The organism is Rhizobium sp. 01T437 (assembly GCF_056398505.1).
The window spans coordinates 42,779-56,545 of record NZ_JBFTPM010000006.1; the positions used below are offsets into that span (position 1 = coordinate 42,779).

Here is a 13,767-nt window from a genome sequence, read left to right on the forward strand (position 1 = left end):
TTGGCGGAAGACTGCTGCGTTCTCATCATCGATGACAACATAGACGACCGGGAAGTCTATCGCCGCATGCTGGCGCGCGTCTCCGGCACGAGCTATTCCGTGATCGAGGCCGAGAGCGGTGACGAGGGCCTCGCCCTCAACAGCCAGAGGCACCCTCACTGTATCTTGCTCGACTATTCGCTTCCCGGCCGCGACGGCCTTGGCGTGCTCTCGGAAATCCTCGCCCAAGATGCGGCCGCCAATGTGGTGATGCTGACCGGCCAAGGCAACGAGACCGTTGCCGTCGAAGTGATGAAGAGCGGTGCGCGCGACTATCTCACCAAGGATGCGCTATCGCCCGAGACGCTGCATCGCTGCATCCAGAACGCCATGATGCATGGCGCGCTGGAAGCAAAACTTGAACAGAAGCGGCAATCGCTCGAAATCTTCACCCGTGCCATGGCGCACGATCTCAAAGAGCCGCTGCGAACGATCAAATCCTTCAGCCGCATCCTGCACGGCTCGGCCGAGCTGCCGACCGAGGACCGTGAGCTTCTCGATTATATCCTCAGCGCCGCCGATCACATGGAAGACCTGATCGTCAAGGTCTCGGGCTTCACGAAGCTGGAGGTTTCGAGCGAGCTCGAGCTCAAGCCGGTTTCGCTGTCGGCCGTGCTCGATCAGGTGGAGCACAATCTGCATCAGCAGATCGAAAGCCGGCAGGCGATCATCATCCGCGGTCGGCTGCCGGAGGTGATGGGCGACGCGACGCTGCTGATCCAGCTTTTACAGAACCTCGTTTCCAATGCGATCCGCTATTGCGAGGATATCGTTCCGGAAGTGCGCGTTTCGGCCATAGCAGACAGGGGGATATGCCGCCTGACGGTGGGTGACAACGGGCCGGGCATCGACCCTAATCATCGTGAACTGATCTTCCAACCCTTCAAGCGCCTCGTCGGCCGCGGCATCGAAGGCACAGGGCTCGGCCTTGCCATATGCCGTCGCATCGCGCAGCTGCATGGCGGATCGATCTGGTGCGAGGCGAAGACCGGCAGGGGTGCGACCTTCCTGCTCGAAGTACCGCTCGCGAAGATATCAGGCGATCAGCCGGTCACCAGCGAACAGCCACAGGCGGCAAAAGCATCCGACCATACGAACGAAAGCCGCGGCAGGCTCGCCGAAGTGCTGCTGGTGGAAGACAGCCCGGCCGATATCCAGCTTCTGAAAATCAAGTTGATGCGGCGCGAGAAGGTGAACTTCAACCTGCATGTGGCGACCAACGGCCGCGAGGCGATGCGGCTTCTGGAGCAGCGCGCCGGCGTTCCGGACGAGCCGCAGATCGACTTGATGCTGCTCGACATCAACATGCCGATCATGGATGGTTTCGAGGTGCTGAACGCGCTCTCAGCCGATCACCGGCTGAACCGGATTCCGGTCTGTGTGCTCAGCACGTCGAGTGACGAAAGCGACATGCAACGGGCAAAAGACCTCGGCGCGCTCGCCTATATGATCAAGCCGCCGACGCTGCAACAACTCGAAGAAGCATTGGAGGAAGTCGACACGCTGGAGCTCCTGCCGCGTGGTGACGCACTTGTACTTTTTGCGGAACAAAATTAGAGAAAAGGTCATTGGCAACGGTATGACGCTAGCAACGACCCTCATACTCGCGCTTCTGGCCTCGCCTTTTCAATTCGGGCTTTCATCCATGGCTTCAGGCATACACCATATCACGCTGATCACCCGCAAGGTGCAGGCGAATGTGGATTTCTACGCCGGATTCCTCGGCATGCGGCTCGTCAAACAGACGGCCGGTTTCGAGGACGCCACACAGCTTCATCTCTTCTATGGCGATGCCGAGGGCACTCCGGGCTCGCTCGTCACCTTCCTCGTCTGGGAGGACGGTGCGCCCGGCCGCGCTGGCTACGGCCAGATCAACGAGATGTCGCTGGCGATCGATCCGACCAGTATCGGTTATTGGCTGACGCGTGCCATGCGCTTCGGCTTCCGCTCGGAAGGCCCCGCGGATGAATTCGGCGAGCCGGTGCTGCGGTTGAAGGACCCCGACAATGTCATCGTCAAGCTTGCCGGCGCCAAGGATCTGAAGTCGCCGGCCGTCTGGAATGGCGGCGATGTGCCGATCGAGCATGCCGTGCAGCGCGTGCGCGGTGCGACCATGCTGACCGAAAAGCCGAACGAGAGCCGCCATTTCATCGAAAGCCATTTCGGCTACAGGTTCCAGGCAAATCGCGGCACGATCGACCGCCTCGTCTCGCAGTCGGGCGATATCATCGACGTGCGCGACGCGCGTGGCTTCTGGTCCGGCGCGCCGGGTACCGGCACCGTCGATCATGTGGCTTTTCGCGCAGATGACGACGCAGCCGTGCTTGCCGTCCACAAGGCGCTCGGAAAGGAAAATGCATCGGCGACCAATCTGCACGATCGCAAATACTTCCGCTCGCTCTATGCCCGCGAGCCCGGCGGCACGCTGATAGAGCTTGCCACCAACCAGCCGGGCATGATGGTGGATGAGCCGAAAGCCACACTCGGGACCAAGCTCTTCATTCCGCCGAAGGATTCGATCACCAATCTTAGCGACCTGAAGGTCGTGCTGCCGCAGTTTTCCATGCCCGGCCAGCCGCGTATCAATTATCGCGACCTGCCTTTCGTCCATCGTTTCTATACGCCGCCCGATCCCGACGGCAGCGTCTTCGTGCTGCTGCATGGCTCCGGCGGCAACGAGACGACGCTGATGCCGCTGCTGAACAAGGTCGCGCCACGCGCCACCCTTCTCGGCGTGCGTGGGCGCGCGACCGAGGAAGGCTTCCCGCGCTGGTACAAGCGCATCACGCCTTTCGCCTTCGACCAGGACGACATCAAGAACGAAGCCGAAGCCTTCGCCGCTTTCATCGAAGGTGCGGTAAAATCTTATGGTCTCGATCCGAAGAAGATCGTTTATGTCGGCTACTCAAATGGCGCTAACCTTCTGAATTCGCTTCTCTACCTGCACCCGAACCTGGTGCACAAGGCTGTGCTTCTGCGCTCCATGCCGGTGCTCAGCGCCTATCCGCATGCCGACTTGAAGGGCACGGACCTGCTTGTCATCAGCGGCAAGATGGATGCCTATGGCAAATATGCGAGCGAGCTGGAAGAGCGCCTGAAGACATCGGGTGCGACCGTCGATTCCGACGTCATCCCCGGCGGTCACGATCTCGGCGATGCCGACGTGCCGATCATTCAAAAATGGCTGCTGCAGGAAAACAAACTGCAGGGAATCCAATAGGCTACCAGTGGAAGCTATCTGGGCATGATGCCGGAACGGCATCCAGTGCCGGCGGCGTGTTGCGATCGATCCCGTAAAGCCTTGCAAAACCGGCGTCTTTCAGGAGATGGGCACCCGCCGGCATGACGTCGCCGACATACTGATCGACGACGTCGGCGTTGACGACCAGGATGAAATCGAACTTGCGGCGCCAATCGACAAGGTAGGGAGTGAAGCTGGCGGCCTCCGCCATCAGACCTGGACAGGACAGAACGCCGGTTGAAAAGAGATTTCCTTCCGGTACGGAGCGATCTGACCAGGATGGAAGGACGGCAAGAGGCTGCTTGCCCTGCGCACTGAAGAGCGTCGGAACGAAAGCATGCGCCAGTGGAACCGCCAATGTCGGCAGATGCCGGAACGTATCCTCGGTGAATGCGTAATGCCGCTGATCGAGTTTTATCTCGGCAAAGGCCGGATCGTGCTGCAACGGCAGGATCGCAGCTCCCGAGGGAACAGCTTCAAGCACCTTCTCGACGCTCGCAACATCGGCCTGCCCCCGCCACCAGTTGAAACCGATCCAGACGGTTCGGCCAAAGACTGCGACATTCAATGCGAGGAACAGGATGATAGCCTGACGCCGACCGACCTTTTGAAAGGGGCAGATCATCACCATGCCGACAAGGGCGGCCATGATGGGAAAGCGCCAGCTTATCCAACCGGTGCCAAAGGCATGCCGTGGCGAAAGGATGGATAGGACAAGAAGGCCTGCCGCGGTGACGACAAGGCCCGCGTGGACGCGCAGGTTTTTGCCCGCAAGCGCCCTGCTACAGATCAGCAGGATCGGCACGAGGAAAATCGCGTCGACAAATGCAGCATATGTCCAGATGGCGGAGAGCAGATTGGAAACCAGCAGCACTGGGCTGTCGTTCCAGACCGCCAGGATATCGCCAACCTGACTTCCCGGAAGATCGGCAGCGTTCAGCGCCAGCGCGACCGGCGGCAGCAGGCAGGCGATCATTGCCGCCGCGAGCCTGCCGGCAAGGTGCAGGACCGCCGAACGAGATTTGAGGACATCAAAGCGCCAGGAAAATTCCAACCCACAGACGATCGCCAGGAAGAAACCTACGGAGAATATATGGACGACGGTGAGGAGCAGCGACACGGCCACCCGCCATAAGAAGAGCCTGACCGCAGAACCGGACTCCAGTCGGTAATCCACCGTTGAAAACAGCAATGCAAAGCCGAGGCCGATCTGGAAATTGATGAAACCGCCGATCAGCGTAGCGCACCAAGCGAAGTACAGCATGCCGATCTGCCAATAGTAGCTGCCGCCGAACAGGCGTCGATGCAGCACGAAGGCACCGAGCGGCGGCAGGACAATCGCCAGGAACAGCAGGATGCGGGCGAGCAGCGAGACGCCGATGACGGGACCGATGAAGCGGGCGAGCAGATCAATGCCGACATTGGTGAAAGTGCGGTTCCACTCGATCGCGTAGATTTCGGGGAAGGGTGCTTCCTTTATGCCGCCGGCAAGCAGCCACATGCGGGCATAGTGGTTTGCATAATCGAGGAGTGGCGGAAATTTGAAGAGAGCGACAAGGATGGCGGCAAGAGCCATGAAAGCCAGCAAGGGCGCAGTCGAAGCCTGCCGCGCAGCGACTTCCTGCGGCTTTTCCGCCTTGTGAACTTCAGCTGAAAATACCTGATCAAGGTTCGCCATGGCCGATCCTGCCCAAACTCCGGGACAGATCTATCAGCCAATGGTCAAGCTTCCTTTAAACGGGATTATCCACGCCTTGCGACCGTGATACCGGCAAGAACGATCAGGCCGCCCAAGGCCTGCATTGCCGTGATCGATTCGTTGAGCAGTGCCCAGGCGAGGATGGCCGCCACGACCGGCTGGAGAAGCAGCGTCAGCGAAGAGAAGGCTGCCGGCAGATAGGCAAGCGCATAGGCGATCGCCACTTGCCCGCCGGCATGGCTGACGAAGGCAAGGCCGAAGACCACCGACCAGCCGTAAAGGCTTACCGGCAGCATGTGGCCTTCGAAGAAGAACGCAAGCGGGAAGACGCCGACTGCGGCAGAGGCTGTGCTCCACAGCATGATACGGATCGTATCGAAACGACTGCGCAGCGCGCCGATCGCCAGGATGTAGCAGGCATAGAAGAAGGCGGCGATCATGGCGACGCCATCACCGCGCAGGTCGCCATTTCCAAAGGCAGCAGGCCCGCCCTTCAGCACGACCACGCCGGCCAATGCCAGGATGAGGCCGAGCACGAAGACGCGGGTAACTTTTGTGCCGAAGAACAGAAAGCCGATGGCGGTCACGAAGACCGGCGCAAGGTTTGCGAGCAGCGTCGCATTGGCAACCGAGGTCATGGTGATCGACAGATGCCAGGCCGACAGATCAAGCGCCAGCACGGCGCCCGGCAGGATCAGCATACCATAATCGGCGAGGCTTTTCGGCTTCGGGCCGGTATCCTTGCGCAGAAGCGAGAAGATGAAGATCGGGATCAGCGCCAGCGCCACACGCCAGAAGGCCGTTGCCATTGGCCCGACCTCGGAAAGCCGCACGAAGATCGGCGATCCGCCGATCGCCGCGCCGCCGACAATAAGGGCGGCCAGCGGGAGACGGCTGGAAGATGGAGTTTCGGAAACGGAGGAAGCGGCCTGCGACATGATCTCGATGCTTTCTGCGCGGCCGATCTCAGCCGCGATTGACGCAGCGACTATCAGGAGTCGCGCCTCGAAGACAGTCAGAGAACGACAGATCGATCAGAAATAGGTCGCCAATTATCCCGCGGCCGCGGCCTGCAGCTTGTCTGTGATCTCGCGGGCAACGAGGACCGTATGTTCGGTGATCTGCGGCAATCCCATCAATTCACCGAAGGTTCCACGCGCAAGCGGACCGGAAATGAGCAACGAGGGGATTACCTGACCATCCGCCCCGAGCGCTTCGGAACGCTCGGAGCAAGCAAGTCCGAGACCGGTCGGATCGAGAACGAGATAGCCTTCACGCTCGAGTTCACCGAGCCAGGGCTGCGTCTGCAAAATGCCACCATGTGCGGGGCCGGTCGTGACGATGACGGCATCGAACGTTCGTTCCAATCTTTCGCGGGCATGCCGCGGCTGCAGGGTTACGCGGATCGTTTCACCCTCGACCTTGGCATCGGCGACGGATGCCGCAAGCACTTCCAGCCGGCCGGCTTCGATTGCTGAATCGAGCACCGCCTCCACCTGCGGGGCGATGCGGAAACGGTGAACATCCCAGTAGGACCTGAGATGCCGGACGATGCGCCGCCGCTCGGCGACCGGCAAAGCGCGCCAGAGATCGTGTCCCTGGGAGCGCACCTGATCGATGACGGTATGCCAGCTCAAGCCCTGTCCGGCTGCCTGGCGAATGGTCAGCCGGATCTTGCGCAACAGCGCGACTGCCGAGGATGCGGGATCGGCGATGAAATCGCCGAAGGGTTCCTGCGGAGCCTCGGCATGGCCGCGAGAGCGCAGGCCGCGGCGAGAAATCGCCACAACAGGACCTTCATGGCCGTTTCGCGCAAGCGAGGCGATCACGTCTGCCGCCGTCAGCCCGTTGCCGATGACGAGAACTCTGTCCTGCGGCCGCACGACCTCAAGGGAACCTGGTTTCGTGGTATCGGCAACGAAACGAGGATGATCGCCAAGAATAGCCGCCAGCCTGCCCGGCGCCACCGGCGGCGGATGGCTGGTGGCGATGGCGACAATATCGGTCTCAGTGCGCCCGCCCTTATCGTCGAGGATCACCCAGCTATCGCGCTGGCGGCGGATGGCCGTCACTGTGGCGCGGCGATGAGTGATGGCACCCGACTTCAGGAAGGGCTTCAGAAGTGCACCGACATAATCGCCGAACACGCGCCGGCGCGGGAAAAGCTGGCCGTTCTCGCGCGCAGCTTCGGGATCGTCGCGCACGGCATTGTTCGCCTCGATCCAGCGCTGGAACTCTTCCAGATCATCCGGCTGCAGGCTCATCTTGGCGGCCGGCACATTGATGCGGTGCGCCGGATCGGCGGTGTCATAGGCAAGGCCGCGGCCCAGCATAGGGCGCGGCTCGAAGACCACGATATCGGGTGCATCGTTGCCGGCAAGTTTCAGCAAATGATAGGCGACGCCCGCCCCGGAAACGCCGCCGCCGATGATGGCGACGAGCGGCCGCTGGGATTTCTGTTCAGTCGAAGGTTCTGTCTGGAACTGCATCTCAGCCGGCGTCATTTCAATTGATGCCGGAGCATAGGTGGAGCGCGAAGGCCATGCAATGCTCCGGTCCTATTGTCTATATTTTTCATGCAGAAACCTGCAGCGACCCGATCAGCCGGAGATCGTGGTTGCGAATTCCGGAGTGCCTCTGATGGTGTTGCTGACGGTGCAGATCTCGTCTTCGGCCATATGTGCGATCTTGCTGAGCGTTTCCTCGTCGATATCGCCTTTGATAGAAAAGGCGATGTTGAACTTGGCGACGCGCGACAGCCCTTCCACCGCCTTTTCGCCGGTCACATCAGCGGTGATCTCGGTGATCTTGTCGAGGATGCCGAGCTGGCTTGCCGCCATGCGGGCACTCAGCACGAGACAGGCCGAAAGCGAGGAATAGAGCAGGTCGAGCGGGTTGAAGCCCGGCTGTGATGGGCCGGTGACGATATCGATCTCACCGCCGGTGACCGACGTGACATGCGGGAAACCGGTACGACCAAGAACGGCATTTGCACCTGTGGGACGGGGACGCGCCTTGAGATCGGCCATTTTGAAATCCTCTATTGAATAGAGCTTTCAGATAGTGTCTTGGCCGCAAACCCGCAATGCGGCGATTTTGATTTTCGTTGCACCGCTCAGCGGAACCTTTCCACTGTTCAGCGGTTTTTTCACCTGAAAAACCTCATGAGGAGGCAGGACTTTCCCATGCCTGGCATCCGCAAGATCGACCGCAAACACAGCAGTATGGATGCGCGTGACCGCCTGATTGTCGCGCTCTATGCCCAGCTCAAGGCCGAGCGGGAGACACGTGAGACGCTGGAATGGGCAATCCGCAATGGTGCGGTATCCAAGGAAGTATTGGAAGCGATCGCCGCCGATCCGGTTCCTGTCGTCACCAGCGAGGATATCGCATCGCTTGAAAAGATCATCGCGCTTGACGAGCGGCGCAGCAACTCGTCCCGGCAATAAATGACCAGAACGGCTGACAAGGAGGAAAGCACATGGCCGACATCACCTATCAGATCGTTCCGCATGACAATGGCTGGGCCTACAAGCTCGGCAACACATTGTCTGAACCCTATGCCACGGCGGAGCAGGCGATGGATCGCGCAAGAAACGCAGCCGCGCGCCAGAAGATCGGCAAGGGCGATGCGCTGCTCGCCTATCCGGCGCCGGATGGAAGCGGCTGGAAATTCCAGCAGATCGAAACCGACAAAAGCAATAGCAGGCTCTAAACGGAGGAGGCGATGGCGGGACGCGCAAGCTGGAAGGGCCATCTGAAGGTCGGCGACCTTGCTTGCGCCGTCGGCCTTTATACGGCTGTTTCCTCTTCCGACCGCCTCTCTTTCAACATCGTCAACCGCAGGACTGGGCACCGCGTCGAGCGGCAGTTCGTCGACAGCGAAACCGGCAAGCCGGTGGAGCGCGACGACCAGGTCAAAGGCTATCGGATGGAGAGCGGCGACTACATCCTCATCGAAGGTGATGAGATCTCGGAGATCATGCCCGAAAGCGACAAGGTGCTTGACGTGAAGGGATTCATTCCCTTCGATGGGATCGACAAGCTCTATTTCGACCGCCCCTACTATCTGGCACCAGTCGACGAACATGACGCGGAAGCCCTCGCATTGATTGCCAGAGGCATGCTTGACGGCAAGGTGGCAGCCCTTGCCGAAGCCGTGCTCTTCCGCCGCAACCGCACGCTGCTCGTCCGCGCGCATGACGACCATATCATCGCGACCATGCTGAACTTCGACTATGAAGTGCGCTCAGCAAGCTCCGTCTTCAAGGACATTCCCGATATCAAGTTCGACAAGGAGATGCTGGACCTCGCCGGCCATATCATCGGCACCAAAGAGGGCCGTTTCGACCCGAGTGAATACCACGACCGCTACGAGGCCGCGCTCGTCGAGCTGGTAAAAGCCAAGATCGAAGGGCGCGCGCCGCCGAAACGCAAGCGCGAGCCGGAACGCAAGGTCGTCGATCTCATGGAGGCGCTGCGCCAAAGTGCGAAAATGGGCGGCAAGGCGCCGGCGAAGAAGCCTGCCGCACGCAAAACCTCTGATAGAAGCAGCAGAAAGGCGAGCTGATCATGGCGCTCGAGACCTATCAGACCAAACGCGATTTCAAGATCACGCCGGAGCCACGCGGCAGGCAAGGCCGCACGAAGGGCAACAGCTTCGTTATCCAGAAGCACGACGCCACGCGGCTACACTATGATTTTCGGCTAGAGATGGACGGCGTGCTGAAAAGCTGGGCCGTCACCAAGGGACCGAGCCTCAACCCTGAAGATAAGCGCCTTGCCGTCCATGTCGAGGATCATCCTCTCTCCTATGGCGATTTCGAAGGCATCATTCCAAAGGGCCAGTATGGCGGCGGCACGGTCATCGTCTGGGATCGCGGCAGCTGGACTCCAACAGGCAATCCCCATAAGGCCTATCGCAAGGGGCACATGGAATTCGAACTCGACGGCGACAAGCTGAAGGGGCGCTGGCATCTGGTGCGCATGCATGGAAAACCCGATGAGAAGCGCGAGAACTGGCTGCTCATCAAGGGCGACGACGAGGAAGCCCGCCGTGAGGGTGAAGCCGATATCCTCGAAGAGCGCCCCGAATCCGCCAAAACCGGTCGGCAACTCGAAGAGGTGGCGAAGAATCCCAACGCCACGTGGCACTCCAGACCGGAGGGTGGCAAGGCCGTTGCCGCAAAGGCCAAGGCGCCGGCGAGAAGGGCAAAGTCCCCTGCCTCGCAAGAGCGGGATTGGCCGAAGAGCGCAAAAAAAGCTGATATGCCCGACTTCATCGAGATGGCGCTCGCCAAGCTGAAGCCCAAGCCACCGGCCGGTGAGGGCTGGATCCACGAGATCAAGTTCGACGGTTACCGGCTACAGGTGAAGATCGAGAATGGGCGGGTGACGATGCTCACACGCGGCGGTCTCGACTGGACGGAGAAATTCGGCAAGGACCTTGTCGATGCCTTTGCATCTTTGCCGGCCGAAACGGCCGTCATCGATGGCGAACTCGTCGTCGAACGCGATAACGGCGCGTCGGACTTCTCTGCCCTGCAGCACGACCTCAGCGAAGGTCGTTACGACCGCTTCGTCTTCTATGCTTTCGACCTGCTCTATCTCGACGGATATACCCTGCTCGACGTAAGCCTCCTCGAACGCAAACATCTGCTGGAGACCGTGGTTCCCAAAGATAGTGGCAAGCTGCGTTACAGCACGCATTTCAACGAGAACGGCGGGCTGGTGCTGGATCACGCCTGCCGGCTCAGCCTCGAAGGCGTCGTCTCCAAGCCGCGCGACAGCAAATATATTTCCGGCCGCAACGGTGAATGGATCAAGTCGAAATGCTCGCAGCGGCAGGAATTCGTCATCGGCGGCTATGTGCCCTCGACCGCGATGAAGAATGCCATCGGCTCACTCGCCATGGGTTATTACGAGGATGGCGCGCTGAAGTATGTCGGCCGTGTCGGCACCGGTTACACGGTCGCGACGGGGCAGATGCTTTACGAGCGGCTCTCGGCGATGGAGATGGAGCAGAATTCCTTCGACGACAAGCTGACCGCCGAGGAGCGGCGCGGGTTGCATTACGTCAAGCCGCAGCTCGTTGCCGAAGTGGAGTTCCGCGCATGGTCGGCGGATGGTATTCTGCGCCACGCGGCCTTCCGCGGATTGCGGGAGGACAAGCCGGTAAAGGACGTTGTGCGCGAGATGGAAAAGACGACCGCGAAAAACCTGCCGAAATCGACCGTGCAGCTCACTCATCCCGACCGCATCTACTGGCCGGATGAGGGCGTCACCAAGGAAGGCCTCGCCAATTACTATGCGCAGGTCTGGCACCTCATAGCGCCCTATGTCGTCAACCGGCCGCTTGCCCTCCTGCGCCTGCCCGATGGGATTTCCGGCCATCAGCGCTTTTTCCAGAAACATGCCTGGAAAGGCATGAACGACCATATCGAGGAAATTACCGACCCCAAAGACAAGGGTGGCGAGAAGCTGCTGCGCATTACCGATTTCGACGGTCTCGTGGCGCTGGTGCAATCGGCCGTGCTGGAAATCCACCCCTGGGGCACGACGACGGATAATTGGGAAAAGCCCGATATGATCACCATGGACCTCGATCCCGGCGAGGATGTGCCATGGGAAAATGTGATAGCGGCGGCTTACGAATTGAAGGAGCGCATCGAAGGCGAAGGCCTTGCAGCCTTTGTCAAAACATCCGGCGGCAAAGGCCTGCATGTGGTGACGCCGCTTGAGCCGAAGGCCGGTTGGGCGGATGTGAAGGGCTTTGCCAAATGGCTGGCAGACAGCATGTCGCAAGATGATCCCGACCGCTATCTTGCAACCGCAACCAAAGCGAAGCGCAGCGGCAAGATCTTCATCGACTATCTCCGGAACGGCCGCGGCAACACCGCCGTTGCCGCCTATTCCGCGCGCGCTCGCCCGGGTGCGGCCGTTTCCATGCCGCTGGAATGGAGTGAACTGACCACCGAAATCGGCCCCGCCTATTTCACCATCGATAATACGCCGGCGAGGCTCGATGTGCTTGGCAAGGATCCTTGGGATGGGTTCTTTGCGGCGGCAAAGCCATTGCAGAAGCGGAAGCGATAGGGCTTCACTTTCAACCCTGCGGACTTTTTAAGATTACCGCGACTTCCCGCGACCGCCTTCAGCGGCCAGGCTCTTCTTCAGTGCATCCATGATGTTGATGACATTGCCCGTCGATTTCACCGGTGCAGGCTTGCGAGCCGGGGCAGCCTTCTTGAGGCTCTTTTCCTTGCTGCGGATCAACGCCTTCAGCCGCTTCTGAACCGGATCCTGTACCATCGAAGGGCTCCATTCCTTCGTCTCTTCCTTGACCAGCTTTTTCATCAAGGTCAGCAACTCGCTATCGACCTTGGCCTTCATATCGAGTTCGGCCGCCGGTTCGCGCACCTCGTCTCCATAACGCAGCGTCCAGAGAATGATGCCCTTGCCCTGCGGTTCCAGGAGCACGGCACGCTCTCGCCGGTAAAGCACCAGCCGGGCGATGCCGACGACATCGTTGGCTTTCATCGCCTCGCGGATCACGCAGAAGGCCTCGATGCCGACCTTGTCCTCCGGCGCCAGGAAATGCGGCTTGTCGTACCAGATCCAGTCGATCGACCCGCGCGGCACGAAAGTATCGATATCGATTGTGCGCGTGCTTTCCAGCCCCACCTCTTCGATCTCCTCGTCCTCGAGCAGAACATAGTCGTCTTCGCCGCGCGGATAGCCTTTCATCTGATCCCTCTCCGCAACGGGCTTGTGTGTGACGCTATCGACATAGCGGCTTTCGACGCGGTTTTTCGTTGCGCGGTTCAATACATGAAACCGCACCTTGCTCGACTCCGTCGTCGCCGGCGTCAGCGAAACGGACGCGGTGACAAGCGAGAGCTTGAGATAACCTTTCCAGAATGTTTGACGGGCCATGGGTCATAAACGGAAATGGTCGCGAGAGGTTCCGTCCATTACCTATTGGAGAGAAAATTCCGGCGACATTCCAACGGAATGCAACGCCTAAGAGGCCCGGTTGCAATCACATATTCGTTTCGACAATTTCCTGACACGATCTTCGTACCAATTGGTTCGATGTCGTTGTCAGCAGGCAAACAAATGCAAAAAGATGATGTCTCCCGAGCCAAGAAAGTCGCTTTCGTCCTCACGCTGTTTTTTGGTGTGATGATATCCTACGCGAAGTTTGCCGGACTGTTTCCGCCGCCGGATTTGAGCGACGAAACAAGATATGGACCGCCAGGCTGGTTCTCGAGCTTCGACCTCGGACCTTCGCCTTTGTCTCGTCCGCCGGAATTCCGACCGGTTGAAGAGCCGCACGACATTTCCGTTTGAATGATGCGGTGCGGAGCGTCGCAGCCGATAAGAGCCGAAGCGGCCGTCGAACGTCAACGCAAAGGGTCGGGAGATTGCATGGGCATCATCCCGCAGCTCGTTTGGCAGGGTTTCTCAAATCATGGAAGCCCTCTTTGACCTCGACCCTCAGCTTGAGTTAGTATCTGGGGAGTGGCCCGCAGATCGATGGTGTTCGGCTTCTGCCCTGGCTGCCAGGAAAACCAGATAGCGATCGGACGCCGATAGTGCTTGTTGAGGGCATCGGCCGCTTCCCTCTCGAAGAGCGTCCGTTCTTTCGGGCTGTCGGTAATATTCCGCTTTTCGTAGATCACAGTATTCCTCCCCATTGTTGCGATCCAATTTCGGATCATGCGCAAAAATGCGCCTATCCGAAACGGACTAAGGTCCGAAGGTTAGGCGGGATTGTGCAGAGGAG

At 59.7% G+C, this 13,767-nt stretch carries 12 protein-coding genes; 7 read left to right on the forward strand and 5 right to left on the reverse strand.

Features of this window, described 5'->3' with window-relative positions:
- Both AC1DM5_RS13250 and AC1DM5_RS13255 read left to right on the forward strand, forming a co-directional pair.
- Nucleotides 1-1,596 (forward strand): response regulator, encoded by a 1,596-nt coding sequence (locus AC1DM5_RS13250; protein WP_477818937.1) that lies wholly within the window; start codon nucleotides 1-3, stop codon nucleotides 1,594-1,596.
- Between the two features lie 22 nt (nucleotides 1,597-1,618).
- Entirely contained in the window at nucleotides 1,619-3,259 is a 1,641-nt protein-coding gene (locus AC1DM5_RS13255; protein WP_477818938.1) for a VOC family protein, read from the forward strand.
- 1 nt (nucleotide 3,260) lies between these two features.
- On the opposite strand, the gene AC1DM5_RS13260 is transcribed toward AC1DM5_RS13255, so the two are convergent.
- The 4 genes from AC1DM5_RS13260 to AC1DM5_RS13275 all read right to left on the reverse strand — a co-directional run bounded on the left by AC1DM5_RS13260 (nucleotide 3,261) and on the right by AC1DM5_RS13275 (nucleotide 8,008).
- Complete coding sequence (locus tag AC1DM5_RS13260; RefSeq protein WP_477818939.1) at nucleotides 3,261-4,958, reverse strand: hypothetical protein; 1,698 nt, start codon at nucleotides 4,956-4,958, stop codon at nucleotides 3,261-3,263.
- A gap of 65 nt (nucleotides 4,959-5,023) precedes the next feature.
- Entirely contained in the window at nucleotides 5,024-5,917 is an 894-nt protein-coding gene (locus AC1DM5_RS13265) for a DMT family transporter (RefSeq protein WP_477818940.1), read from the reverse strand.
- 114 nt (nucleotides 5,918-6,031) lie between these two features.
- Nucleotides 6,032-7,483: an FAD/NAD(P)-binding protein gene (locus tag AC1DM5_RS13270; protein WP_477975104.1), complete on the reverse strand. Its 1,452-nt coding sequence runs from the start codon at nucleotides 7,481-7,483 to the stop codon at nucleotides 6,032-6,034.
- Nucleotides 7,484-7,579: 96 nt separating this feature from the next.
- Nucleotides 7,580-8,008, reverse strand: coding sequence for an OsmC family protein (locus tag AC1DM5_RS13275; protein ID WP_477818942.1), 429 nt, complete (start codon nucleotides 8,006-8,008; stop codon nucleotides 7,580-7,582).
- Between the two features lie 156 nt (nucleotides 8,009-8,164).
- On the opposite strand from AC1DM5_RS13275, the gene AC1DM5_RS13280 reads away from it, so the two are divergent.
- The 4 genes from AC1DM5_RS13280 to ligD are packed head-to-tail and all read left to right on the forward strand — an operon-like array spanning nucleotide 8,165 to nucleotide 12,074.
- Complete coding sequence (locus AC1DM5_RS13280) at nucleotides 8,165-8,428, forward strand: hypothetical protein (protein ID WP_477818943.1); 264 nt, start codon at nucleotides 8,165-8,167, stop codon at nucleotides 8,426-8,428.
- Nucleotides 8,429-8,460: 32 nt separating this feature from the next.
- Nucleotides 8,461-8,694: a DUF2188 domain-containing protein gene (locus AC1DM5_RS13285; protein WP_007821093.1), complete on the forward strand. Its 234-nt coding sequence runs from the start codon at nucleotides 8,461-8,463 to the stop codon at nucleotides 8,692-8,694.
- Between the two features lie 12 nt (nucleotides 8,695-8,706).
- Nucleotides 8,707-9,549: a non-homologous end joining protein Ku gene (ku, locus tag AC1DM5_RS13290; RefSeq protein WP_477818944.1), complete on the forward strand. Its 843-nt coding sequence runs from the start codon at nucleotides 8,707-8,709 to the stop codon at nucleotides 9,547-9,549.
- A 2-nt stretch (nucleotides 9,550-9,551) separates the two neighbouring features.
- The gene (gene ligD / locus AC1DM5_RS13295) at nucleotides 9,552-12,074 is read left to right on the forward strand and encodes a DNA ligase D (RefSeq protein ID WP_477818945.1); all 2,523 of its coding nucleotides are present in this window, start codon (nucleotides 9,552-9,554) and stop codon (nucleotides 12,072-12,074) included.
- 33 nt (nucleotides 12,075-12,107) lie between these two features.
- On the opposite strand, the gene ku (AC1DM5_RS13300) is transcribed toward ligD, so the two are convergent.
- Complete coding sequence (ku, locus tag AC1DM5_RS13300; RefSeq protein WP_477818946.1) at nucleotides 12,108-12,914, reverse strand: non-homologous end joining protein Ku; 807 nt, start codon at nucleotides 12,912-12,914, stop codon at nucleotides 12,108-12,110.
- 183 nt (nucleotides 12,915-13,097) lie between these two features.
- On the opposite strand from ku (AC1DM5_RS13300), the gene AC1DM5_RS13305 reads away from it, so the two are divergent.
- Nucleotides 13,098-13,331, forward strand: a complete 234-nt coding sequence (locus AC1DM5_RS13305) for a hypothetical protein (RefSeq protein ID WP_477818947.1) — start codon at nucleotides 13,098-13,100, stop codon at nucleotides 13,329-13,331.
- The last annotated feature ends 436 nt before the right edge of the window (nucleotides 13,332-13,767 follow it).

Excerpts from the sequence above, each read along its gene's own strand:
- ku (WP_477818946.1), bottom strand. The coding sequence starts at position 12,914 with ATGGCCCGTCAAACATTCTGGAAAGGTTATCTCAAGCTCTCGCTTGTC.
- AC1DM5_RS13280 (WP_477818943.1), top strand. The coding sequence starts at position 8,165 with ATGCCTGGCATCCGCAAGATCGACCGCAAACACAGCAGTATGGATGCG.
- AC1DM5_RS13270 (WP_477975104.1), bottom strand. The coding sequence starts at position 7,483 with ATGACGCCGGCTGAGATGCAGTTCCAGACAGAACCTTCGACTGAACAG.
- AC1DM5_RS13265 (WP_477818940.1), bottom strand. The coding sequence starts at position 5,917 with ATGTCGCAGGCCGCTTCCTCCGTTTCCGAAACTCCATCTTCCAGCCGT.
- ligD (WP_477818945.1), top strand. The coding sequence starts at position 9,552 with ATGGCGCTCGAGACCTATCAGACCAAACGCGATTTCAAGATCACGCCG.
- AC1DM5_RS13255 (WP_477818938.1), top strand. The coding sequence starts at position 1,619 with ATGACGCTAGCAACGACCCTCATACTCGCGCTTCTGGCCTCGCCTTTT.
- AC1DM5_RS13305 (WP_477818947.1), top strand. The coding sequence starts at position 13,098 with ATGCAAAAAGATGATGTCTCCCGAGCCAAGAAAGTCGCTTTCGTCCTC.
- AC1DM5_RS13260 (WP_477818939.1), bottom strand. The coding sequence starts at position 4,958 with ATGGCGAACCTTGATCAGGTATTTTCAGCTGAAGTTCACAAGGCGGAA.
- AC1DM5_RS13285 (WP_007821093.1), top strand. The coding sequence starts at position 8,461 with ATGGCCGACATCACCTATCAGATCGTTCCGCATGACAATGGCTGGGCC.
- AC1DM5_RS13275 (WP_477818942.1), bottom strand. The coding sequence starts at position 8,008 with ATGGCCGATCTCAAGGCGCGTCCCCGTCCCACAGGTGCAAATGCCGTT.
- ku (WP_477818944.1), top strand. The coding sequence starts at position 8,707 with ATGGCGGGACGCGCAAGCTGGAAGGGCCATCTGAAGGTCGGCGACCTT.